This window comes from Microbacterium sp. NPDC019599 (assembly GCF_040632175.1).
Lineage (GTDB): Bacteria > Actinomycetota > Actinomycetes > Actinomycetales > Microbacteriaceae > Microbacterium.
Genome location: NZ_JBEYBL010000008.1, coordinates 22,818 through 46,677 on the forward strand (window position 1 = coordinate 22,818; position 23,860 = coordinate 46,677).

18 protein-coding genes are annotated in these 23,860 nt (G+C 72.8%); 8 read left to right on the forward strand and 10 right to left on the reverse strand.

Annotated elements, in window-relative coordinates:
- Positions 1-19: 19 nt before the first annotated feature.
- Genes hemQ through hemE form a run of 3 tightly spaced genes read right to left on the reverse strand, consistent with a single transcriptional unit; the run spans position 20 to position 3,058 of the window.
- Positions 20-724, reverse strand: coding sequence for a hydrogen peroxide-dependent heme synthase (gene hemQ / locus ABZ477_RS13875; RefSeq protein ID WP_360134022.1), 705 nt, complete (start codon positions 722-724; stop codon positions 20-22).
- Positions 721-1,998 carry an FAD-dependent oxidoreductase gene (locus ABZ477_RS13880; protein ID WP_360134025.1) on the reverse strand — a complete coding sequence of 426 codons (1,278 nt, stop codon included), beginning with the start codon at positions 1,996-1,998 and terminating at the stop codon, positions 721-723. The genes hemQ and ABZ477_RS13880 overlap by 4 nt, the downstream gene beginning before the upstream one ends.
- Entirely contained in the window at positions 1,988-3,058 is a 1,071-nt protein-coding gene (hemE, locus tag ABZ477_RS13885; RefSeq protein ID WP_360134028.1) for a uroporphyrinogen decarboxylase, read from the reverse strand. Before hemE ends, ABZ477_RS13880 begins: the two co-directional genes overlap by 11 nt.
- A 22-nt stretch (positions 3,059-3,080) precedes the next feature.
- Here hemE and ABZ477_RS13890 point away from each other — a divergent pair, with 22 nt between their 5' ends.
- Positions 3,081-4,316, forward strand: a complete 1,236-nt coding sequence (locus ABZ477_RS13890; RefSeq protein ID WP_360134031.1) for a glutamyl-tRNA reductase — start codon at positions 3,081-3,083, stop codon at positions 4,314-4,316.
- 259 nt (positions 4,317-4,575) lie between these two features.
- Here ABZ477_RS13890 and ABZ477_RS13895 read toward each other — a convergent pair whose 3' ends face one another.
- On the reverse strand, positions 4,576-6,414 hold the full coding sequence (locus tag ABZ477_RS13895; protein ID WP_360134034.1) for a DUF255 domain-containing protein: 1,839 nt from the start codon (positions 6,412-6,414) through the stop codon (positions 4,576-4,578).
- Between the two features lie 11 nt (positions 6,415-6,425).
- Positions 6,426-7,262, reverse strand: a complete 837-nt coding sequence (locus tag ABZ477_RS13900) for an aldo/keto reductase (RefSeq protein WP_360134037.1) — start codon at positions 7,260-7,262, stop codon at positions 6,426-6,428.
- Between the two features lie 63 nt (positions 7,263-7,325).
- Between ABZ477_RS13900 and hrpA the strand changes: the two genes are divergently transcribed.
- Both hrpA and ABZ477_RS13910 read left to right on the forward strand, forming a co-directional pair.
- Complete coding sequence (hrpA, locus tag ABZ477_RS13905; RefSeq protein ID WP_360134040.1) at positions 7,326-11,381, forward strand: ATP-dependent RNA helicase HrpA; 4,056 nt, start codon at positions 7,326-7,328, stop codon at positions 11,379-11,381.
- A gap of 75 nt (positions 11,382-11,456) precedes the next feature.
- Positions 11,457-12,398 (forward strand): NADP-dependent oxidoreductase, encoded by a 942-nt coding sequence (locus tag ABZ477_RS13910; protein ID WP_360134043.1) that lies wholly within the window; start codon positions 11,457-11,459, stop codon positions 12,396-12,398.
- Positions 12,399-12,402: 4 nt separating this feature from the next.
- Here ABZ477_RS13910 and ABZ477_RS13915 read toward each other — a convergent pair whose 3' ends face one another.
- The gene (locus ABZ477_RS13915) at positions 12,403-13,236 is read right to left on the reverse strand and encodes a sulfurtransferase (protein ID WP_360134046.1); all 834 of its coding nucleotides are present in this window, start codon (positions 13,234-13,236) and stop codon (positions 12,403-12,405) included.
- A gap of 82 nt (positions 13,237-13,318) precedes the next feature.
- Between ABZ477_RS13915 and ABZ477_RS13920 the strand changes: the two genes are divergently transcribed.
- Genes ABZ477_RS13920 through ABZ477_RS13930 form a run of 3 tightly spaced genes read left to right on the forward strand, consistent with a single transcriptional unit; the run spans position 13,319 to position 16,587 of the window.
- On the forward strand, positions 13,319-14,680 hold the full coding sequence (locus ABZ477_RS13920) for an aminotransferase class I/II-fold pyridoxal phosphate-dependent enzyme (RefSeq protein WP_360134049.1): 1,362 nt from the start codon (positions 13,319-13,321) through the stop codon (positions 14,678-14,680).
- 43 nt (positions 14,681-14,723) lie between these two features.
- Positions 14,724-15,722, forward strand: a complete 999-nt coding sequence (locus ABZ477_RS13925) for a Gfo/Idh/MocA family oxidoreductase (protein ID WP_360134052.1) — start codon at positions 14,724-14,726, stop codon at positions 15,720-15,722.
- Position 15,723: 1 nt separating this feature from the next.
- Positions 15,724-16,587, forward strand: coding sequence for an NYN domain-containing protein (locus ABZ477_RS13930; RefSeq protein WP_360134055.1), 864 nt, complete (start codon positions 15,724-15,726; stop codon positions 16,585-16,587).
- A 148-nt stretch (positions 16,588-16,735) separates the two neighbouring features.
- On the opposite strand, the gene ABZ477_RS13935 is transcribed toward ABZ477_RS13930, so the two are convergent.
- Entirely contained in the window at positions 16,736-18,256 is a 1,521-nt protein-coding gene (locus tag ABZ477_RS13935) for a CitMHS family transporter (protein ID WP_360134058.1), read from the reverse strand.
- A 153-nt stretch (positions 18,257-18,409) separates the two neighbouring features.
- On the opposite strand from ABZ477_RS13935, the gene ABZ477_RS13940 reads away from it, so the two are divergent.
- Complete coding sequence (locus tag ABZ477_RS13940) at positions 18,410-20,044, forward strand: sensor histidine kinase (RefSeq protein ID WP_360134061.1); 1,635 nt, start codon at positions 18,410-18,412, stop codon at positions 20,042-20,044.
- Positions 20,041-20,685 (forward strand): response regulator, encoded by a 645-nt coding sequence (locus tag ABZ477_RS13945; RefSeq protein WP_360134064.1) that lies wholly within the window; start codon positions 20,041-20,043, stop codon positions 20,683-20,685. Before ABZ477_RS13940 ends, ABZ477_RS13945 begins: the two co-directional genes overlap by 4 nt.
- 234 nt (positions 20,686-20,919) lie before the next feature.
- Here the strand turns inward: ABZ477_RS13945 and ABZ477_RS13950 are convergent, their stop codons facing one another.
- From ABZ477_RS13950 to ABZ477_RS13960, 3 genes are read right to left on the reverse strand one after another with little or no spacing between them, the layout of a single operon-like run.
- A complete protein-coding gene (locus ABZ477_RS13950; RefSeq protein WP_360134067.1) occupies positions 20,920-21,732 on the reverse strand; it encodes an alpha/beta hydrolase in 813 nt (270 codons plus the stop codon).
- Entirely contained in the window at positions 21,729-23,123 is a 1,395-nt protein-coding gene (locus ABZ477_RS13955) for an FAD-linked oxidase C-terminal domain-containing protein (protein WP_360134070.1), read from the reverse strand. The genes ABZ477_RS13950 and ABZ477_RS13955 overlap by 4 nt, the downstream gene beginning before the upstream one ends.
- 12 nt (positions 23,124-23,135) lie before the next feature.
- Positions 23,136-23,855, reverse strand: coding sequence for an NAD-dependent deacylase (locus ABZ477_RS13960; RefSeq protein ID WP_360134073.1), 720 nt, complete (start codon positions 23,853-23,855; stop codon positions 23,136-23,138).
- Between the last annotated feature and the right edge of the window lie 5 nt (positions 23,856-23,860).

Consider the following 23,860-nt stretch of genomic DNA (forward strand, 5'->3'; position numbering starts at 1 on the left):
CTCGCGCAAGTGTCGGGCGTCACGAGAGGACCTCGGCGAGCTCGGCGGGCGAGATCCGGCGGCCCGTGAAGAACGGGACCTCTTCGCGCACGTGTCGGCGGGCCTCGGTCGCGCGGAGGTGGCGCATGAGGTCGACGAGCTCGGTGGGGTCGTCGGCCTCGAGCGCGAGGATCCACTCGTAGTCGCCGAGCGCGAAGCTCGCGACCGTGTTGCTCTGCACCTGCGGGTACTCGCGGCCCTTGAGTCCGTGGTCGGCGAGCATCGCGCCGCGCTCGGCGGGCGGCAGGATGTACCACTCGTAGCTGCGCACGAACGGGTAGACCGTGACCCACTCTTTGGGCGGCAGGCCGCGGGCGAAGGCGGGCGCGTGATCGCGGCTGAACTCGGCGTCGCGGTGCACGCCGAGCGCGTTCCACGTCGGCAGCAGGGATCGCAGCTCCTTCGAGCGGCGCAGCTCGCGCAGCGCCGACTGCAGGCCCTCGGCGGAGTGCCCCGTGAGCCACACGAGCACGTCGGCGTCGGCGCGCAGGCCCGACACGTCGTAGAGCGCCCGCACGGTCCCGCCGAGCCGCTCCACGACCTCTGCCGCACTCGGAGCGTCGTCGGCCACGGCCGCCGGATGCGGGTCGCGCCGCAGCGCAGCCCACAGCGCGTAGTGGTTGGCCTCTGCGTCGGGTGCGGGGATCGTGTCGGACGTCGCGTTCTCGTCGATCGGGTGGCTCACCCTTCCATCCTCGCCCTTGACCGCGGGCCTCGGCCAATCCGTGACGACGCCGAGATATCCCGCGCGATGCGCTCGGCGTGCGGGACGACGGACGCGAGGCCCGTGCCCGAGACGGACTCGCCGACGGCGGCGACATCGCTCGCGTGCGCGGCAGATCCCCGGACCCACCGGTGCACGTTCGCATCGACGACGTGTTCGAGCGGTGCCGCGAGCAGGATGCCGGCATCCCGCGTCGCCGTCTCGATCGGGTTGTCCGGGGTCCCGTCGTACGAGAGACGCACCGCGTGGCGCCCCGGGAAGGCCTCGGCGATCCAGTCCCACTTCGCGGTCAGGTGGGTCAGCGCGCGAGCGCGCACGCCGGGAGCGTCCGCCGACACGAGGATGCCGGTTCCCCGCGGGGCGCGGTCGAGCGACGGCGCGTCCAGGACGAGGGTGACGAGCGTGACCATGCGGTCGTCGACGGGGTCGGCGGCTCCGGACGCGCGGACAACGATCCCGTGACGCACCTCTCCGGCGACCGTGACACGGTCGAGCCCGACGTCGTCGACGGCCGCGTCGAGCTCGAACGTCACGCCGAGGCGCGCGCAGTCCGCCTCGAGCGCGTCGACGAGCCGGAACATGCCTCCGCGGATGCCGGCGACGGCCGAGCCGGCGGGCGAGGCGGCGCGCAGGGCGAGGACGGCCGCCGCGAGGGATCCGCGCCGCACGAGCTCCTCCCGCAGTCGCGGGTGCGCGCGCTCCACCGCAAGGTCGTCGGGCGTCGAGGAATGCACACCTCGGACGACGGGCGCGACGAGTCCGTCCACGACGGCCGCACCCATGCGGAGGCGCACGAGCTCGCCGAGGGACGAGGCATCCGCTCCCTCGCTCGCGGGGAGCGAAGCGTCGAGGCTCGCCCGCTCGGCGGCGGCGCGGCCGATCGCGCGGACGACGTCGGACGCGAGCGGGTCGCCCGGGATGCCGAGCAGCCCCGTCGCGGGAAGCGGCACCGCCGTGCCGTCGGCGCGATGCAGCCAGGCTGGGTCCGCGCGCGGGTACACGATGTCCTGCCCGAGGCCGAGCTCGGCGAGGAGCGCGGCGACAGCGCCGCCGCGCGTCGCGAACGACTCGGCCGCTGCGTCGAGGTCGACCCCGCCGACGCGCTGCCGCGCGACCTGGCCGCCGAGCCTTCCGGTGCGCTCGAGCACCGTGGCGCCGAGCCCCTCGAGGGCGAGACGCCTGGCTGCGACGAGCCCTGCGACGCCGCCGCCGACGACGATCGCGTCAGAGGGCATGCACGAGCTCGACGATGCGCGTGAGCACCGTCGGGTCGGTGTCCGGCGGGACGCCGTGGCCGAGGTTGACGATGTGCGCCGGCGCGGTGCGGCCGCGCTCGACGACGTCGCGGACGTGGGCGTCGAGGATGGGCCACGGCGCCGTGAGGAGCGCGGGGTCGATGTTGCCCTGAAGAGGCACCGTGCCGCCGAGTCGCGCATTGGCCTCGTCGAGCGGGAGGCGCCAGTCGATGCCCACGACGTCCGCCCCGAGCCCCGGCGCGAGGTCGAGCATCTCGGCCAGGCCGAGGCCGAAGTGGATCTTCGGGACGTCGAGGCCGCGCAGCGCGTCGAAGGCGCGGCGCGAGTGCGGCGCGACTCGGCGCTGGTAGTCCGCGCGCGACAGCGAGCCCGCCCACGAGTCGAAGAGCTGCACGACGCTCGCGCCGGCCTCGACCTGCGCGCGGAGGAAGGCGCCCGTGACGTCGGCGCACCAGTTCAGCAGCGCAGCCCACGTGTGCGGGTCCGTCCGCATCAGGGCGCGCGCACGGAGCTGCTCCTTCGAGGGGCCGCCCTCGACGAGGTAGCTAGCGAGCGTGTACGGCGCACCGCCGAACCCGACGAGCGGCGTCTGCCCGAGCTCGGCGACGACGAGCCGGACGGCCTCCGAGATCGGGGCAAGCGCCTCGGCCTCCAGCGGCCGCAGCCGCAGGACGTCGGATGCTGTCCGGATCGGCTCGTCCAGGACGGGCCCCCGTCCGGGCACGATGCGCACATCGATTCCGGCGAGGAGGACGGGCACGACGATGTCGCTGAAGAACACGGCCGCGTCGACGCCGTGCCGGCGCACGGGCTGCAGCGTGATCTCGGCCGCGAGCGCGGGGTCGAGGCACGCGTCGAGCATCTCCGTGCCGGCGCGGCTGGCCCGGTATTCGGGGAGCGATCGCCCCGCTTGGCGCATGAACCACACGGGCAGGCTCGCCGGCCGATCGCCGCGCGCGGCACGCACGAGAGGCGCCTCCGAGGTGCGGCCGTCGTGCAGAGGATGGGACGCCGGCAGGGCGCTCAGAGGCGATGACACCCTTCCAGGCTAAACTCGTCGAGTGCTGTTCTGCCTGACGGCCAACCACCGGAACACCGACTTCGACGTCCTCGACCGCATCTCGAGGGCCGCCGAATCGACCGGCGCCGACGTCCTGGCCGCCCACGAATTCGTGCGCGGTGCCGTTGTGCTGGCCACGTGCAACCGGTTCGAGACGTACCTCGAGCTCGATGAGCCGCTGACCGGCGGCGCGCTCCTCGCGCGCGAAGCGGTTCTCGAAGCCGTCGCGGATTCGACGGGGGCGGATGCCGAGGCCCTGCGTGAATCGGCGGTCGTGCTCAGCGGGGACGACGTCGTGCGGCACCTCTTCGCGGTGAGCTCGGGCCTTGAGTCCATGGTCGTGGGCGAGGAGGAGATCAGCGGCCAGGTGCAGCGCGCCCTCCGCACGGCGCGAGAGGCCGGGACGAGCAGCACGGAACTCGAGCAGGCCTTCCAGCGCGCCGCGCGCGCGACGCGCGACGTGCGCGCCAAGGCCGACCTCGCCGCCGCGGGTCGCTCGCTCGCGCGCCTCGCGCTCGACCTCGCGGACTCCCGCGTGACCGACTGGGCCACGGTCCCCGTCCTGCTCGTCGGCACCGGCCGCTACGCGGCGACCTCGATCGCGGCGCTTCAGGCGCGCGGCGCCGAGGACGTGCGCGTCTACTCGGCGACGGGCCGCGCCGACAACTTCGCCGCGCGCTACGGCGTGCGCGCCGAGCACGACCTCCGCACCGCCATCGGCGCCGCCGACATCGTCATCACGTGCACCGCGAAGTACACGGTCGGGCCGGAGGACTTCCCCGACGACCGGCCGCGGCTCGTCTTCGACCTCGGGCTTCCGCGCAACGTCGAGCCCGCCGTCGGCGCGCTGCCCGGAGTCGACCTCCTCGACCTCGAACTCATCGGCCGCCACGCCGCCCTCGCCGAGCTCGGCGCGGGCGCGCACGAGGTGGTGGGCTCGGCCGTCGCGACCTTCAACGCCGAGCGCGCCGCCGCTCCCGCGATCGTCGCGTGGCGCACGCACATCGAGTCGGTCCTCTCGTCCGAGCTCTCCCGTCTCCGTCCCGACGACGAGCGCAGCGCGGCCGCGCTCCGCCACCTCGCCGGCGTGCTCTCGCACGGACCGACGGCCCGCGCGCGCGAGTTCGCCGCCGCCGGCAGGCTCGCCGAGTTCGAGCGCGCGCTCGAGACGGTGTTCGGGCTCGAGGTCGCCCCGGGCCTCGCGGTCGTCGCCGACGACGAGCGCGCCGCGGGCTGAACCTGCGCGCGCGCCGAGGCGTACGCCGGGTGCACGCGTTGCGTCTCGCTCCGCTCGCTAACGGGCGAATCCCAACCCCGGTCGTTGAGCGAGGAGCGAAGCGACGAGACGAAACGGCAGAACCCGAACGACACGCACGCACCGCGGGTGCACGCGTTCCGTCTCGCCCCGCTCGCGCTCGTGTCCTCAATCGAGGTGCGAATCGAGGTGCGAATGAGGACATACGGGCGTTCTCGCGGGGAAGCTCGGCGACCAGGGGTCAGGGAATGAGGGCCGCGGGGTCGGTCACGGGGAGGCGGCAGGCGAAGTCGCGGCAGTCGTAGACCGTCGCGACGCCGTCGCGCTGCGTCTTGTCGAGGAAGAGGTCGAAGCCGGCCTCGGCCCAGGCCACAGCCTGGGCGGGCGTGACGATCGCCACGACGTCCGCACGGAGTGCCCGGGCCGCGATCGCGAGCGGCTCGCCCGGCTCGCCGACCACGACGACCTGCCGCGGCGGCTGGGCCAGGAGCGCCGCGACGCGAAGCAGAGCGGAGTGCGCGAGGGGCTGCGCGAGGGCGGCGCCCGCGTGCGCGGCCACGAGGCGCTCGGCGAGCTCACGATCGCCCTCTCCCCCGCCGATCAGCCAGAGGGCCGCGGACGCACCCGCGATCGCGGCGACGCCGGAGGGCTCGTCGCCGTCGGAGGCGGCATCCGGAGCGATGACACCGCTCGCCGCCAGCACCGGATCAGCGCCCGCCGGCGCGTGCAGAGCCCCGTCGGGCCCGACGCAGGCCTCGACGAGACCTCGAGCGCGTACGGCGTAGGCGGGCTCGCCCGTCGCGATCGCGAGGGCGGCGAGGCCTTCCGCGAGCTGGCCGTGGTCGGCGACCGTCGCGGGGGCCCGCGACGCGATCTCGTCGAGCGACGCGCGGCGCAGCATCCCCTCCGGTGAGACGTTGGCGGTGAGGACGGCGTCGGCGGACCACTGCGCCGCCTCGATCCAGTCGGGCCGTCCCGCCCGTGCGCCGGCGCGCGCCAGCGCCCCGATCGCGAGGCCGTTCCACCCCGTCACGACCTTGCCGTCGACCGCCGGCGGCTCGAGGTCGGCGCGGGCCTCGGCATCCCGCAGGTAGTACCCGCCCTCGCTGCGGGCGCCGTCGATCCAGGACTCCGAGTCCTGCGCCGCACCGAAGCCCCCGGAGGGCTGCTGCAGCACTTCGCGCAGGAAGGTCGCGACGCCGCTCGCCGTCTCGAGATCACCCGCGTCCAGGGCGACGTCGAGCAGCTGGGCGTTGTCGGTCAGCATCCGCTCGTAATGCGGGACGGTCCAATCGCGGCGCGTCGCATAGCGGAAGAACCCGCCCTCCAGCTTGTCTCTGAGTTCGGAACCCGCCATTGCCGCGAGCGCGCGCTCTGCCGCGGCGGATGTCTCGGGCGCGCGTTCCTTCACGAGCCGGGCCTGCAGGAACCGCAGCGCCGTCGCGACGGGGAACTTCGGCGCGTTCGGGTCACCTCCCCAGAAGCCGCCGAACTCCGGGTCCTCGCGTGCGGCGAGGCGGCGCGCGGCGTCGGCGAGGGACGCGGCATCCGGGATCGCACCCTCGGCGGCGGACGAGCCCCGCACGTCCGCGAGCGCCTCGGCGATGGCGCCCGCTGTGCCCTCGGCCGCCTCGCGGCGTTCGGTCCAGGCCTCGTGCACGGCGTCGAGCACCTGTGCGAAGGACGGCATGCCGGCGCGCGGCGCGGGCGGAAAGTACGTCCCCGCGTAGAACGGGCCGCCGTCGGGCGTCGTGAAGACACTCAGCGGCCACCCGAGGTTCTGCGTGAACGCGCCGGCCGCCGCCATGTACGCGGAGTCGACCTCGGGATGCTCCTCCCGGTCGACCTTGATCGCGACGAACCGCTCGTTGAGGCGCTCTGCGAGCGCGGCATCCTCGAACGACTCGCGGGCCATCACGTGGCACCAGTGGCAGGTCGAGTATCCGATCGAGACGAAGACCGGCACGTCGCGCCGGCGCGCCTCCGCGAAGGCCTCCTCGCCCCACGCATGCCACGCGACGGGGTTGCCGGCGTGGGCGCGCAGGTACGGACTCGCGGAGGCGGCCAGACGCTGGTTCACAGCATCCCCGGTCAGTTCACCTCGTCGGGGTGCGCGCTGACGCGGCCCGAGCCGTCGCCCGGGTCGATCGCGTCGATCGCGGCGACCTCGGCATCGGTGAGCGCGAAGTCGAAGACGTCCAGGTTCTCCTCGAGGCGCTCTCGACGCACCGACTTCGGGAACACGATGAAGCCGTGCTGGAGGTGCCAGCGCAGCACGACCTGCGCGGGCGACTTGCCGTGCGCGGATGCCGCCTCGGCGACCGCCGGAACGCCGAAGAGGTCGTACTTGCCCTGACCGAGCGGGCCCCACGCCTCGATGCGCACGTCGTTCGCAGCCGCCCAGTCCGTGACTTCACGCTGCTGGTAGGCGGGGTGCAGCTCGATCTGGTCGACCGCGGGGACGACGCCCGTCGCCTCGACGATCCGCTCGAGGTGCGGCACGAGGAAGTTCGAGACGCCGATGGAGCGCGTGAGTCCGGCATCGCGGAGCTCGATGAGCTTCTCCCACGCGTGCACGTGGTTGTCGGCGGCGGGCGTCGGCCAGTGCACGAGGTACAGGTCGACGGCGTCGAGGCCGAGCTTGTCGAGGCTCTCGCCGATCGCCGCGCGAGGCTCGTCGCCGTCGTGGCGGTCGTTCCAGAGCTTCGTCGTGACGAACAGCTCGTCACGCGGGATGCCGCTCCCCGCGATCGCCGCGCCCACACCCTGCTCGTTGCCGTAGATCGCGGCCGTGTCGATGTGGCGGTAGCCGACCTCGAGCGCCTCGGCGACGGCCCGTTCCGTGTCGGCCGGCGGAACCTTGAACACTCCATAGCCGAGCTGCGGGATCTGGTTGCCGTCGTTGAGCGTCACGGTGGGAATCGTCATGGATTCAGCCTAGGAGCCCCTCAACGAGGCTGGACCGGGTTGCGCGTCCTACGATGGAGGGCTATGCCCGCGCCCGAACCCGTCATCGTCTACCCGCCGGAGCTGCCCGTCAGCGCCGCGCGGGACGAGATCGCGCGCGCGATCCGCGACCACCAGGTCGTCATCGTCGCGGGCGCGACCGGGTCGGGCAAGACGACGCAGCTCCCGAAGATCTGCCTCGAGCTGGGGCGCACGAGCATCGCGCACACGCAGCCGCGCCGCATCGCGGCCCGCTCCATCGCCGAGCGCGTCGCGGAGGAGCTCGAGGTGCCGCTCGGCACGACCGTCGGCTACAAGGTCCGCTTCACCGACAAGGTCTCGGCCGACACGCGCATCGCGCTCATGACGGACGGCATCCTGCTCAACGAGATCCACCGCGACCGACTCCTGCGTCGGTACGACACGATCATCGTCGACGAGGCACACGAGCGGTCGCTCAACGTCGACTTCCTTCTCGGCTATCTGACGCGGATCCTGCCGAAGCGCCCCGACCTCAAGGTCGTCATCACCTCGGCGACGATCGACCCGGAGAGCTTCGCGAAGCACTTCGCCGCCGCCCCGGACCGACCCGCCCCCATCATCGAGGTGTCGGGGCGCACCTACCCCGTCGAGATCCGGTATCGAGGGACGGATGCCGCTCCCGGCGCCGCCGAGTCCGACGACGTCGACGGCATCACGGCGGCGCTGCGGGAGCTCGACCGCGAGGCCCCGGGCGACGTGCTCGTGTTCCTCCCCGGCGAGGCCGAGATCCGCGACGCGATGGATGCCGTGCGCGGCATGTATGCGAAGGATGCCGCTCCCACCGAGGTCCTTCCCCTCTTCGGACGGCTCAGCGCCGCCGAGCAGCACCGCGTGTTCGAGCGCTCGAGCGTCGTCGGCGTGCGTCGCCGCATCATCCTCGCGACCAACGTCGCCGAGACGAGCCTGACCGTGCCCGGCATCCGGTACGTCGTGGACACCGGCACGGCGCGCATCTCGCGCTACAGCAACCGGAGCAAGATCCAGCGCCTGCCGATCGAGGCGATCTCGCAGGCGTCGGCGCAGCAGCGCTCCGGCCGCGCGGGGCGCACGGCACCCGGCATCGCGATCCGGCTGTACTCGGAGGACGACTTCGCGAGGCGCGACGAGTTCACCGAGCCCGAGATCCTGCGCACGAGCCTCGCCTCCGTCATCCTGCAGATGCTGTCGCTCGGGTTCGGGGACATCTCCTCGTTCCCGTTCCTCACTCCCCCGGACTCGCGCGGAGTCAAGGCGGCGTTCGACCTCCTCGTCGAGCTCGGCGCGGTGCGCCCCTCGACAGGCTCGGGAACCGCAGGCGGAAGCGGGCCGAAGCTCACCGACCTCGGCCGCGAGATCGCGCGACTGCCGATCGACCCGCGCTTCGCCCGCATGCTCATCGAGGCGCGGCGCACAGGGGTCCTGCGCGACGTCCTCGCGATCGTCGCCGGGATGTCGATCCAGGACGTGCGCGAGCGGCCAGAGGAGCGCCGCGAGGAGGCTGATCGCCTCCACGCGCGCTTCACCGACCCCACGAGCGACTTCCTCACGCTCCTGAACCTGTGGAACCACCTGCAGGAGCAGCAGCGCACGCTCGGATCCAGCGCGTTCCGGAGGCTGTGCCGCGCCGAGCACCTCAACTACGTGCGCGTGCGCGAGTGGTTCGATGTGCATCGGCAGCTCTCGTCGCTCCTGCGCACCGGCGATCGGGAGCGCAGAAGCCCGGTCGTTGAGCGAGGAGCGAAGCGACGAGACGAAACGCCTGAGCCCACGGGACAGGCCGATCGCGCTGCTTCGGGCCGTTTCGTCTCGCCTTCGGCTCGCTCAACGACCGGAGACGGCCCGACAGCGGACCCGGATGCTGTCCACAAGGCGATCCTCGCGGGCCTTCTCTCGCACCTCGGCATCCTCGACGAACGGCAGCGAGGGTCCGGCGGATCCCGCACCCCGAGCCCGTCGAAGGGTCGTACCCCCGCGGCGGAGTACCTCGGCGCGCGCGGCGCGCGGTTCGCGATCTTCCCCGGCTCGGGGCTGCGCAAGAAGTCGCCGTCCGCCGTCATGGCGGCCGAGCTCGTCGAGACCTCGCGCCTCTTCGCCCGCACCGTCGCCGCCGTCGACCCCGCGTGGGCCGAGGAGCTCGCCGGCGACCTCGCGAAGCGCTCGCTCTCCGAGCCGCACTGGTCGAAGTCGGCGGGAGCAGCATCCGCCTACGAGAAGGTGACCCTCTTCGGCGTCGAGATCATCCCCCGCCGCCGCGTCCAGCTGGCGCGCTTCGACCGGCCGTTCGCGCGCGAGCTGTTCCTGCGGCACGCGCTCGTCGAGGGCGAATGGGATGCCGCGGCCCTCGACAAGCGCCTCACGGCCTTCGAGCGCCGCAATCTCGAGCTGCGGCGCCGGCTCGAGAAGATCGAGGAGCGCGAGCGCCGGCGCGACATCCTCGCGGGCGACGAGGCCGTCTACGCGTTCTACGACGCACGGATCCCCAGCGACGTGTTCGACGTGCGGTCCTTCGAGGCATGGTGGCGGGATGCCGCGAACCGCACGCCTCGACTCCTCGACATGACCGAGGCCGACCTCGCAGGCGACGTGCAGCGCGGCGACGAGCGCGACTTCCCGGCACGATGGCGACAGGGTGACCAGGTCCTCTCGCTCGCGTACCGCTTCGAGCCGGGCGCCCCGGACGACGGCGTCACGGCGGTCGTGCCGCTCGCGCTTCTCGCGCAGCTGCGCCGGGACGGCTTCGACTGGCAGGTGCCGGGAATGCGCGACGAGCTCATCGCAGCCCTGATCCGGTCGCTGCCCAAGGCGATCCGGCGCCACGTCGTACCCGCCGCGGATTGGGCGGCGAAGTTCGCCGAAGAGCTCGCAGGGCAGGGCCCCGAGTCGCACGAGGGCCTCCCACCCGCGGGACTGCGCGAAGCGCTCGCCGCGCGCATCCAGCGCGTCGCGAATCAGCCCGTGACGGCCGCGGACTTCGAGCTCGAGCGCGTGCCCGGCCACCTCCAGGTCTCGTTCCGCGCCGTCGACGAGCGCGGTCGTGCCGCGGGGTCGGGCCGCGATCTCGCCCAGCTCCAGGAGCGACTGGCCGGCAGGAGCCGCACCGCTGTGACGCGGTCGTTGAGCGAGCGAAGCGAGACGAAACGCCTCGGAGCCGGCGCACCCGCCGGCCCGCGCCCTCCCGCCGCCGACCCACGGACCGGGAGCGGACCCGCGTTCACCGAGCAGTCCGGACTCACCGACTGGACCTTCGGCGACCTCCCCGACGTCGTCGACACGAAGGTCGCGGGAGGCGTGGTCCGCGGCTACCCCGCGCTCGTCGACGAGGGCCAGTCCGTCGCGCTGCGGCTCGAGACGACGCCCGAGGCAGCGGCGACGGCGACGCTCGAGGGCGTGCGACGGCTCGTCCTGCTGGCGGTGCCCTCGCCGGCCGCCTATGTGCTCGACCACCTGACCTCTCCCGAGAAGCTCGCGCTGGCGGCATCCCCGTACTCCAGCGCGAAGGCGCTCGTCGAGGACGCGCGCGTCGCGGTGGCGGATGCCGTCCTGGCGCGCACCGCGCCGAACGGCGTGCGCACACGAGAGGCGTTCGACCGTGTGCGCGACGCCTTCTCGGCCGCCGTCGTCGACGAGCTCTTCGCGACTGTGTCGCTCGCGGCGCGGATCCTCACGGCGTCGCGCGAGGTCGAGCGGGCGCTGCGCGAGCAGAACTCGCTGACCCTCCTGGGCGCGCTCGGCGATGTGAAGTCGCAGGTCGCAGGGCTCGTGCACCCCGGATTCGTGTCTCGCACGGGCACGACGCGGCTCGGGCAGCTCCCCCGCTACCTCCGCGGCGCGCTGGAGCGCGTGCGCGCCCTCTCGGACAACCCGGGCCGGGACCGGCAGCGGATGACGGAGTTCGAACGCGCTGCGGCGCTCTACTCCGAGGCGGGCGGCACGATCCCCGCCGCGGCCGAGGCGCGTCCCCCGCTCGTGCACGCGCGCTGGCTCCTCGAGGAGTACCGCGTGAGCCTCTTCGCGCAGACGCTCGGCACCGCCGAGCCCGTCTCGATCCAGCGGATCCAGAAGACGCTGCGCGAACCCTGACCCGGCTGCGTCGCCCCGAGCGTCGCGTTCGGACACATCGGAATACGCCCACGACACAGCGAGGTTGGCCCTGACATGCCTCAGGCGATCGTCTACACAGAGTTCGGAGGACCCGAGGTCCTCACCCTGACCGAGGTCCCGGTCCCCACGCCCGGCGCCGGCGAGATCGCCGTGCTCGTCGAGGCGGCCGGCGTCAATCCGATCGACGGGAAGCTGCGGTCCGGGTTGCGCGCGAGCGGCGCACTCACCGGGCCGCGCGGCGTCGGTGCCGACCTCGGCGGCGTCGTCACGGCGGTCGGGGCGGACGTGGACGGATTCCGCGTCGGCGACCCCGTCGCGGCGTTCGGCGTGCACGGCGCCTACGCGACGGACGTCGTCGTGCCGGCCGACCGGGCCCACGTGCGGCCTGCGAACGTGTCCGCTGCGCAGGCGGCGGCGCTCGGCATCCCGATCGGCACGGCGTATCAGACCGTGCGGTCGCTGGGCGTCGGGGCGGGCGATACGCTCCTCGTCCACGGCGGCTCGGGCTCGGTCGGTCAGGCCGTCATCCAGTTCGCCGTGCTGTGGGGCGCAACGGTCGTCGGGACCTCGTCCGAGCAGCGGTTCGATCGAGTGCACGAGCTCGGCGCGGTCCCGGTCGCCTACGGCGAGGGGCTCGCCGATCGGCTCCGCGAGGCCGCGCCGCAGGGCATCACGGCGATCATCGACGCGGCCGGGACCGACGAGGCGCTGCAGACCTCGATCGAGCTGCTCGCCGACAAGAGCCGCATCGCGACGCTCGTACGAGGACGGGATGCCGCGGATCTCGGCATCCGCGCGTTCAGCGGCGGCAGCCCCATCCCGCTCACGCCGCAGCAGCAGGCGTGGCGCGCCGAGGCCGTGCCGGTCGCGCTCGCGCTCCTGGCCGCAGGCGCCTTCTCGGTCGAGCTCGGCGAGTCGTTCCCGCTCGCCGAGGCCGCGCGCGCGCACGAGGCCGTCGAGAACGGCGCCGCGGGCAAGGTCGTGCTCGTCCCCTGAGGGATCAGTGCCCCGTCGCGACGGGGCGGCCCGGGGTGTTGGACCACTGGCTCCACGACCCCGGGTAGACCGTCACCTCGATGCCGGCGACGGCTCCCGCGAGCGCCGTGTGCGCCGCCGTGAGTCCCGACCCGCAGTACGCCGCGACCGGCGTGCCGTCCGAGACACCGACCGTCGCGAACGCGTCGCGCAGGGCCGCGGGCTCGGCGAACCCGTCGCCGACGAGCAGCGCGCCCGCGGGGAGGTTCACGGCGCCGGGGATGTGGCCCGCGATCGGGTCGTACGGCTCGGTCTCGCCGCGAAAGCGTTCCGGCGCACGTGCGTCGATCAGCACGCCGCGCCCCGGCCACTCCGCCGCGTCGTCGATCGTCGCGATGTCGCCCGTGAGCTCGTCGAGGACGATCGAGCCGGCCTCGGGCACGACGTCGCCCGTCTCGAGCGGATAGCCGGCCGCCGTCCACGCCGCGAGTCCGCCGTCCAGGACCCGCACGTGACCGACCCCCGAGCGCGTCAACAGCCACCACGCGCGCGCGGCCGAGACCGACCGGTAGTCGTCGTACACGACGACCGCGTCGCCGCCGTCCAGCCCCCAGCGGCGCGCGGCATCCTGCAGCACCGCGCGCGAGGGGACGGGGTGCCGGCCCTCCGACGGCGCGCCGTGCGTCGCGAGCTCCGTGTCCATGTCGACGTAGACGGCGCCGGGGAGATGGCCCGCGCGATGGTCCGCGCGTCCGTCCGGCTTCTCGAGCCGGTACCGCACGTCCAGCAGCCGGATGCTGTCACCCGCCTGCAGTCGATCGTGCAGCTCGTCGGCGGAGATGAGGGGTGACAGAGGCATACCGGCATCCTCACACGGCCGTCGCTGCAACAGTTCGCAACACCGAAGCACGGAATTCCGGCTCGATCGCGACAATTGACGAATGTCCTCCTCACCCCGCCGCCCGGGCTTCGCCACGGCCCAGGTCCAGGCCGGGTACGACCCGGCCGTCCCGCAGAACACCGCCGTCGCGCCGATCTACCAGTCGTCCGCGTACCAGTTCGCCTCTCTCGCCGAGGCGCGCGACCTCTTCGCGCTGCGCAAGCCGGGCAACATCTACAGCCGCAACGCCAACCCGACGCAGCTCGTCTTCGAGGAGCGCGTCGCGGCGCTCGAGGGCGGCCGCGCCGCCGCCGCGGTCGCGTCCGGGCAGGCGGCCGTCGCCGTCACGCTCCTCGCGCTCGCCAAGAGCGGCGAGCACATCGTCGCGGCCAAGCAGCTCTACGGCGGCACCGTGGACCTCCTCCAGGACACGTTCGCCGACTGGGGCATCGACGTCACGTTCGTCGACCAGGACGACATCGACGCGTGGCGCGCCGCCGTGCGCCCCGAGACCCGGGCCCTGTTCGGCGAGTCGATCACGAACCCGCTCGCCCAGGTGCTCGACATCCAGGCCGTCGCCGACGTCGCCCACGAGGCCGGGGTTCCGCTCGTGATCGACAACACGGTCGCGACGCCCGCGCTCATCCGCCCGGGCGAGCACGGCGCCGACTTCGTCGTGCACTCGGCGACGAAGTACCTCGGCGGCCACGGCACGTCGCTGGGCGGCGTCGTCGTCGACCTCGGCACCTTCGACTTCGGCGCAGAGCCGGACCGCTGGCCCCAGCTGACGAAGCCGTACGCCCGCGTCCGCGACCTCGTCCTGTGGGACCGCTTCGGCGCCGAGGGCTTCGCGTTCATCGCCCTCGTCAAGTCCAAGTACGTGCACGACCTCGGGCCTTCCATCTCGCCCTTCAACGCCTTCCAGCTCCTGCAGGGCGTCGAGACGCTCGAGCTGCGCATGGCCCGGCACAGCGCCTCGGCGCTCGCCGTCGCCGAGTTCCTCGCGAGCCACCCGGCCGTCGCCAAGGTGCACCACCCGCTGCTGCCCACGTCGCCCTGGAACGACCTCGGCAAGCGCTATGCGCACCGGGGAGCAGCATCCGTCTTCGCCTTCGACCTCGAGTCGACGGGCGACGCCGAGGGCGACTGGGAGAAGGTGCAGGCGTTCGTCGACTCGCTGAAGGTCGTCCGGCTCGTCGCCAACATCGGCGACGCCCGCAGCCTGGTGGCGCACCCCGCCTCCATGACGCACAGCCACCTCACCGAGGAGCAGTTCGCCGAGGCGGGCATCACGTGGACGACGATCCGGCTCTCGATCGGGCTCGAGGACGTCGCCGACGTCATCGCGGACCTGTCGCAGGCGCTCGACCTCGTCACGGACGTCGTGGCCGAGGCGGAGCAGGCTCTCACGTCGACGCGCTGAGCGCACAGAGCGCACGGCACGCGCGCTCGCTACGCTCGAGGTCATGACCTCACCCGACGTCCCCGGCCTGCGCTGGGGCATCCTCGCCACGGGCGGCATCGCCCACGCCTTCACGAAGGACCTCCGCACCGCCGGCCGCGACATCGCGGCCGTCGGATCGCGCCGTCCCGACGCCGCACAGACGTTCGCCGACGAGTACGCCATTCCACACGCCCACGGGTCGTACGAGGCGCTCGTCGAGGACCCCGATGTCGACATCCTGTACATCGCGACGCCGCACCCGTCGCACGCCGAGAACGCGGTCCTGGCGCTCGAGCACGGCAAGCACGTCCTCGTCGAGAAGCCCTTCACGCTGACAGCGGCCGAAGCCGCGCGCGTCCGCGACGTCGCGAAGGAGCGGGGCCTGCTCGCCATGGAGGCGATGTGGACGCGGTACCTGCCGCACATGGTCCGCATCCGCGAACTCGTCGCCTCAGGCGCCCTCGGCGACGTCCGCGCGCTGTTCGCCGACCACACGCAGAAGCTCCCGACCGATCCCGCGCACCGGCTCAACGCGATCGAGCTCGGCGGCGGGGCGCTCCTCGACCTCGGCATCTACCCCGTGTCGTTCGCGTGGGACATCCTGGGCGCACCGACCTCGATCACGGCGTCGGCGCGGCTCATCGAGACGGGCGCTGACAGCGAGGTCGCGACGACCTTCACGCACGGCAGCGGCGCGATCTCGGCGACCCTGTCGGCCGCCCGCTCCGCCGGCCCGAACACGGCGACGATCATCGGCACCGACGCCCGCATCGACATCGACCGCGTCTGGTACAGCCCGACCTCGTTCCGCGTCATCGCTCCGGATGGGACGGTGCTCGAGGACTTCGTGACGCAGCACGAGGGTCGGGGCATGCAATACCAGGCCCTCGCCGCCGAGCGCTTCGTCGCCGACGGCACGAACGACAGCGACATCCTGCCGATCGACGAGTCCGTGGCCATCATGCAGACGATGGACGACGTGCGCGGGCTCATCGGCGTGCGGTATCCGCAGGAGGGCTGACATGCCGGATCCGACGACGCCGCGCGTCGCGGTCTACCTGGACTTCGACAACATCGTCATGTCCTGGTACGACCGCGTCCACGGCCGCAACGCCTACGCGCGCGACCGTCAGCGCGTCGCGGAGCAGCCGGTCGACCCCGAGATCGCGCAGCGCCTGGCCGCCGCGACGATCGACGTCGGGGCGATCATCGACTACGCGGCGTCGTTCGGAACCCTCGTCCTCACCCGCGCCTACGCCGACTGGTCTGCGCCCGTGAACGCGGAGTACCGCAGTCAGCTCGTGGCCCGTGCCGTCGACCTCGTCCAGCTCTTCCCCGCGGCGGCCTACGCCAAGAACGGCGCCGACATCCGCCTGGCCGTCGACGCGGTCGAGGACATGTTCCGCCTGCCCGACCTGACGCACGTCGTCATCGTCGCCGGCGACAGCGACTACGTGCCGCTCGCACAGCGCTGCAAGCGGCTCGGCCGCTTCGTCGTGGGCGTGGGCGTCGCAGGCTCGACCGCGAAGTCCCTCGCGGCCGCCTGCGACCAGTTCGACGCCTACGATTCGCTCCCGGGTGTCAGCGCTCCCGCGGACGCGAAGGCGGCGGATGCCGCGGCTCCGTCGCGTGCGCGGCGCAAGAAGTCGACGGCCGATCCCGCGGGCGAGCTGCTCGCGCGGGCGCTGCGCCTCGAGCACGAGCGCACCGACGAGGACTGGGTGCACCTGTCGGCCGTCAAGAACCTGCTCAAGCGCATGGACCCGTCGTTCAGCGAGAAGGCGCTCGGCCACAAGTCCTTCTCGGACTTCGTCAAGGCTCACGCGGCGATCGCAGAGCTCGACGAGTCCACCAACGCCGTCCGCGTGAGGCTCGTCGGGCCCTGACCCGCCCGCCAGCCGGTCTGGTGTCTCCGGTCGTTGAGCGAGCGAAGCGAGACGAAACGCCCTGAACACGGTCTTCACACCGGGTCCGGGGCGTTTCGTCTTGCGCGCGCTTCGCGCGGCCTCGCTCAACGACAGGAGGCGAGCGGGCCTACGCGGCCAGCGGCACGACTCCGACGAGAACAGCGACCCCGAGCATCACGAGGGACACGACGGTCGCCCGCCACAGCACCTTCTTGTGGTGGTCGCCGAGGTTGACGCTGGCAAGGGACACGAGGAGCAGGATCGCCGGCACGAGCGGGCTCTGCAGGTGCACGGGCTGGCCGGTGATCGACGCGCGGGCCATCTCGACCGGCTCGATGCCGTAGGCCGTCGCGCTCTCGGCGAGGATCGGCAGGATGCCGAAGTAGAACGCGTCGTTCGACATGAAGAACGTGAACGGGATCGACAGGATGCCGGTGATGACGGCGAGGAACGGGCCCAGGGATGCCGGGATCACAGTCGTGATCCAGTTCGCCATTGCGGCGACCATGCCCGTGCCGTTGAGCACGCCGACCAGGACGCCGGCCGCGAGCACCATCGAAACGACGCCCACGATGCTGGGCGCGTGGGCGACGATCTCGTCGGCCTGACCCTTGATCCTCGGGAAGTTCACGATGAGCGCGACCGCCGCGCCGACCATGAAGACGTAGGGCAGCGGGAAGAGGTCGAGGACCAGCAGCACCATGACCGCGAGGGTCAGGGCGAGGTTGAACCAGATGAGCTTGGGCCGCAGCGTGGCCCGGCGCGGGTCGAGGATCGTGTCGGCCATCGCGGTGTCTGCGGCGTCGACGAACTCGGTCGTGGCGATCGCGGTGCGCGCGCCGTCGACCGTGAGCAGGTTGCCGGTGCGCAGCGTTGCGCGCGCTCCCGGCTTGGGGTCGCCGCCGCGGAAGATGCGCGGCGGCTGCAGTCCCGTCCCGCCGGCGGCGCCGTCGAGGCGCGACGTGTCGACGAGGCCGAGGCGACGGCGCTCGCCGAGTCCCAGCATCCAGGCGAATGTCAGCGAGACGACCAGGCCCGCAGCGAGGGACGGCAGCATCGGGACGAAGATCGCGGTCGGCTCGAGGCCCAGCGCCGTCGCGGCGCGGACGGTCGGGCCGCCCCACGGCACGATGTTGAGGGTGCCGTTCATGAGCCCCGCGACGCACGTGAGCACGACGGGGCTCATGCCGAGCCGCAGGTAGATCGGCAGCATCGCCGACGTCGTGATGATGAAGGTCGTCGATCCGTCGCCGTCGAGCGAGACGGCGCCCGCGAGCAGCGCCGTGCCGAGCACGACCTTCGCGGGGTCGTCGCCGAGCAGGCGCGTGATGAAGCGGATGAGCGGGTCGAACAGACCGACGTCGATCATGATCCCGAAGAACATGATCGCGAACATGAGGAGCGCCGCCGTCGGCGCCATGTTCCCGATCGAGTCGAGGATCATGTCGCCGAGCCCCAGCCCCGCGCCGGCGAAGAGCCCGAAGATCGTCGGAACGAGGATGAGCGCGACCATGGGCGTCAGGCGCCTCGTCATGATGAGCGCCATGAAGGTCAGGATCATCGTGAACCCGAGCGCCACGAGGATCCCCTCGGACGGCACGAAGGCCACGGCGTATCCCTCCTCGGCGGCCGCCTGAAGAGCTGTCATGTGCATCTCGACTCCTTCGTCTTCCACACCGCGCGGTGTGCGATTCCCGAGATGCTAGGCAGGCCGGCCGCGCCCGCGCGCGCTATCTCGCATTGCCCGCGGTTCTGCGCGTAGCGTGTGTTCAGCGCATTGTGCTCACGGGCGGGAGGTGCCGTGCGATTCGCAACCCGGGTGCTGATCCTTCAGCTCGCGACGGTCGCCGCCGTCGTCGCCGTCTGCACGGCCGTGTTCGTCTACCTCGGCGTCCAGCAGCTGCGCGCCGAATCCGAGGCATCCGCCCTCAACATCGCCCGCACGGTCGCCGAGGATCCGGAGGTGCGCCGGATCGTCGCGGAGTTCTCGGCCGATCCGGGGACACCGGATGCCGCGAACCTCCGCGACGGCCAGCTGCAGCTCATCGCGGCCGGCGTGAGCGACCGCACGGACGCGCTCTTCGTCGTGATCGCCGACGACCACGGCATCCGGCTCGCCCACCCGAACCAGGACCTCCTCGGCCGGCAGGTGAGCACGCCCTTCGAGGAGGTGCTCGCGGGCAACGAGGTCGTCGACTGGGAGCGCGGCACGCTCGGCGAATCCGCCCGCGCGAAGGTGCCGGTCTACGCGCCGGGCGCCGGCGACGGGCCGCCCGTAGGCGAGGTGAGCGTGGGCTTCGAGCGGGCGAGCGTCTTCGATGACCTGCCCGCCCTGCTGGTGGGCATCGGGATCGCGGTCGTCGCGGCCCTCGGGATCGGAGCGCTCGCCGCCCTTCTCCTCCGCCGACGCTGGGAGCGCCTGACCCTCGGGCTGCAGCCCGAGGAGCTCGTCGGACTCGTGCAGAACCAGGCGGCCGTCCTCGACGGCGTCGGCGACGGCGTCGTCGCGCTCGACACGTCGGGCGTCGTGCGCGTGTGCAACGAGACGGCGGCCCGGATGCTGTCGCTCGAGGATCCCGTCGGGCGGCGCCTGGACGACCTCGACGTGCCCGCGGAGGTGCGGGCGGCCGTCGCGGAGCGCACGCCGCGGGACGGCATCGTCGTCGGCGACCGCGTGCTGTACCTCGACGCGCATCCCGTCGTCCGGGACGGCCGGCCCCTGGGCGATGTGCTGATCGTCCGCGATCGGACCGATCTCATCGCGGTCGCCGAGCGGCTCGAGACCGTGCGCGCCATGACGGGCGCGTTGCGGGTGCAGCGGCACGAGTTCGCCAACCGCCTGCATGTCGCGACGGGGCTGCTCGACGCCGATCGGGCCGGTGAGGCGCGTGCCTTCCTCGCCGAGCAGCTCGGGCGCGGGCCCGTCGACTTCCCCGTCGAGGGCCTCGAGCGCATCACGGATCCCCTGCTCCAGTCGTTCGTCGGGGCCAAGGCCATCGAGGCAGGCGAGCGCGGCGTCGCCCTCCGCATCGCGGAGGAGACGCTGCTGCACGGCACCGTTGTCGGCCCGGAGGATGTCGCGGCGGTCGTCGGCAACCTGGTCGACAACGCGATCACGGCGGCGGTGCGCGGCGGCGAACCCCGGGAGGTCGAGCTCGCGCTGCTCGACGCGGGCGCCGAGCTCGTCGTCACGGTCGCCGACTCGGGACCCGGCATCGAGCCGGGCGCCGACGTCTTCGCGGGACGCGCTGAAGCGGCAGACGGTGCCGACAGCGTCCACGGCCACGGCCTGGGCCTCCGGCTGTCGCGCGAGCTCGCCCGTCGGCGCGGCGGCGACGTGTGGGTGATCGAGCCGAAGCGCCCGGATGGCGGAGCCGTCTTCGGCGCGCGGCTGACGGGGGTCATGCGCCCCGCAGGAGAGGAGCCCGCCCGATGAGCGAGACCATCCGCGTGCTCGTGGTCGACGACGACTTCCGCGTCGCGGGGCTGCACCGGGGCATCGCCGACCGGCCCGGCTTCACGGTCCTGGACTCCGCGGGATCGATCGCCGGCGCCCGCGCGGCGATCCGCGACCATCGGCCCGACCTCCTGCTCGTCGACGCGTACCTCCCCGACGGCGACGGCATCGACCTCGTGCGCTCGACCGACCTCGACGCGATCGTCCTCTCGGCCGCGAACGACGCCGCGACGGTGCGACGGGCGCTGCGCGCGGGCGCTCTCGCCTACCTCGTGAAGCCGTTCGAGTCCCGGGCGCTCGGCGACCTGCTCGACCGCTACGCGCGGTTCCGCAATCTCGTCGGGGTCGAGGGCGCGATCGGCCAGGAGGAGCTCGACCGCGCGCTGTCGATCCTCCACGGCGGCGAAGCGCCGTCGCTGAGCCGGTCGGCGACCGAGCAGCTCATCCTCGAGGCTCTCGACGGCGAAGGCGCGTCGGCTGCGGAGGTCGCCGAGCGCTCCGGAGTGTCGCGCGCGACGGCCCAGCGGCACCTCGCGGCGCTGGCCTCCCGCGGCATCATCGACGTGCGGCTGCGCTACGGCTCGACAGGCCGCCCCGAGCACCGCTACCTGCGCCGCTGACGCGGGTCCGCCTCCCCCGATCGCTGACCCCCGGCGCCGAGCGCGGCGCCGACGCCGTGCTCGGTCGTTGAGCGAGCGAAGCGAGACGAAACGCCCGAGCCCCGCGCCGACGCAGCGCTCCGGGCGTTTCGTCTCGTCGCTGCGCTCCTCGCTCAACGACCGGGAATCGAAGCCCGGGCTTCGACCCCCTCGACAAGCGCGGGGATCGGATGGGACGGGATCGCGAAGCCGGGGCTACGCCGGCGCGACCTCCGCGAGGAACGAGAACAGCGCGGCGTTGAAGGCCTTCGGCTGCTCGATGTTGGCTGCGTGCCCGTCCTTCGGGATGACGACAGCGCGTCCGTGTGCCGCGAGGGCGGCCGCGGCATCCGCGTGCGAAGCCGGCCAGAACTCGCTCGCCGCCCCCGCGACGAAGAGGACCGGGACCTCCGTGCGCGCGATAACGGGACGCCAGTCGGCCTTCGCGTGGTCGTTCAGCAGCACGAGTTCGCCCGGCGAGAGCTCGCGCTCGGCGCCCTTCATCGCCTTGAGCAGCCGCACGAGCCGCATGCCGCGGATCGCGACCGGCGTCCCCTTGCCGGTCTGCGGGATGCCGGTCGCGAAGTGGCTGTCGGCGTTGGACCCGTCGTAGCCGTAGAAGCCGTGCGGCCAGTCCGGGCCGTTGAGCATGCGGGGCGTCTGGTCGACGATGACGATCGCGCGCACGCGGGACGTGCCGCACTGGTCGAGGTAGGACCAGATCGTGTTGCCGCCCATCGAACCGCCGACGAGCACGGCGTCGCGCAGGTCGAGCGCCTCGAGCACGTCGCGGACGTCCTTGCCGCGGCGCGACATGTCGACGCCGGCGTCCGGCCGCTCGGCGGCGCCGTGCCCGCGCAGGTCGACGACGAGCACGCGGTAGCCCGCCTTCGCGAGGGGCTCCACCTGATACGCCCAGCTCGCCCCCGCGGCCTTGAAGCCCGCGAGGAGGACGACGGGCCGCCCGGAAGGGCTGCCGTGCTCGGCGTAGTCGAGCCGTACGCCGTCGTCGGCCGTCAGCGCGGTCATGATGCTCCGTTCGGGAAGGCCTTGCCGGGATTGAGGATGCTGCGCGGATCGAGCGCGTGCTTGATCCGGGAGTGCAGGTCCTGGACGACGGGGCTCAGCTCCTCTGCCGCGCCGGGCAGCTTCAAGAGCCCCACGCCGTGCTCCCCCGTCACCGTGCCGCCGAGGGCACGGCAGTCGTCGACGATGCGGTCGAACGCGCGCTTGGCCCGGCGCTTGGCCTCGTCGTCGCCCTCGGGCGCGATGATGAGCGGATGCAGGTTGCCGTCGCCCGCGTGGGCGATGTTGGCGATCACGACACCCTCGTCGGCAGCGGCCTGCTCGATGCGAGCGAGCATCTCGGGCACGGCCCGCCGGGGCACGCAGACGTCCTCGGTGAGGACGGGCCCGAGCCGCTCGAGCGCGGGATACGCCAGGCGGCGTGCTGCGAAGAGGCGCGCAACCTCGTCCGGCTCGACGGCCCGCTCGATGCGCGAGCCGCCCGCCGCGCGGAACTCCGTCTCGATGCGCGCGGCGAGCTCCTCACCGCGAGCGCCGGGCTCGTCGACCTTCGCGAGCAGGAGCGCGCTCGCGCCCTCGGGCAGCTCCCAGCCCTGCCACTCGGCGACGGCATGCAGGCACGTGCGATCGATGAGCTCGAGGGCAGAGGGGATGATGCCGGCCCCCGACACGGCGGCGACGGCGCGGCCGGCATCCGTCAGCGAACCGAAGTAGCCGATGACGGCGCGCTCCTCGCGGCCGCTGAGCGGGAGCAGCTTGAGCGTCACCTCGACCACGATGCCGAGCGTGCCCTCCGACCCGACGAACAGCCCCGCCAGGTCGTAGCCGGTGACACCTTTGGCGGTCGTGCGGCCCACGGTCGCGACCTGTCCGTCGGCGAGCACGACGGTCAGCCCCAGGACGTAGTCGCGCGTCACGCCGTACTTGACGCAGCAGATCCCGCCGGCGTTGGTCGCGACGTTGCCGCCGATCGTCGAGATCGCCTGGCTCGCGGGGTCCGGCGGGTACCAGAGCCCGACCTCGGCGACGTGCCGCCGGAGGTCGTCGTTGAGCACCCCCGCCTGCACGACCGCGTAGCGCTCCTCGACGTCGACCCGGACGACGGCGGTCATACGCTCGAGCGAGAGGACGATGCATCCCGCCGTCGCGTTCGCGCCCCCCGACAGACCCGTGCCCGCGCCGCGCGGGACGACCGGCACGCCGTGGCGCGCTGCGATCTGGACGGTCCGCACGACGTCGTCCGTCGAGGTCGCGAACACGACCGCCGACGGGATGGCGAACTCGGCCCACTCGGCATCGTCGTGGCTGCAGCGCGCGAGCGTGGCGGGATCGGTGTCGACCGTCGCTTCGGGGAGCGCGGCGATCAGGTCTTCGACGACGGCATCGGCGTTCATGGCCTACCGATGCTATGCCAGAGTCCCCGAGGTCCCCGTCCGCCGTGTCGCGATCACCTCGTCGACCCACGCCGGCACGATCTCGCCCGCGCGGCCCGCGCGGACGTCGTCGAAGGGCACGATCGCGGCCGTCGGCACGAGGTTCAGCTCGACCGTGCGCGCACCGAAGGCGGCCGCCATCGCGACGTAGCCCGCGGCCGGGTACACGGCTCCCGACGTGCCGATCGAGACGAACACGTCGCACGCGACGACGGCCTGCTCGATGCGGTCGAGGTCGTACGGCAGCTCCCCGAACCAGACGACGTCGGGACGCAGCATGCGCTGCCCGCACACGGGGCACGGCGGCCGGTCGATGAGGTCCGCCGTCCAGTCCGGCCGCGACCCGCACGCCCTGCACAGGGCACGCCGCAGCTCGCCGTGCATGTGCACGAGGTTGCGGCTGCCCGCCCGCTCGTGCAGGTCGTCGACGTTCTGCGTCACGACGAGGAGCTCGGAGCCGATCGCCCCCTCCAGGCGCGCGAGCGCGCGATGCGCGGCGTTCGGCTGGACGGATGCCGCACCCCGGCGCCGCTCGTCGTAGAACCGCAGGACGAGCTCGGGGTTCGCCGCGAAGCCCTCGGGCGTCGCGACATCCTCGACCCGATGCCCCTCCCACAGGCCGCCCGCGTCCCGGAAGGTCGGCACGCCGCTCTCGGCGGAGATCCCGGCACCCGTGAGAACGACGATGCGCATGGCAC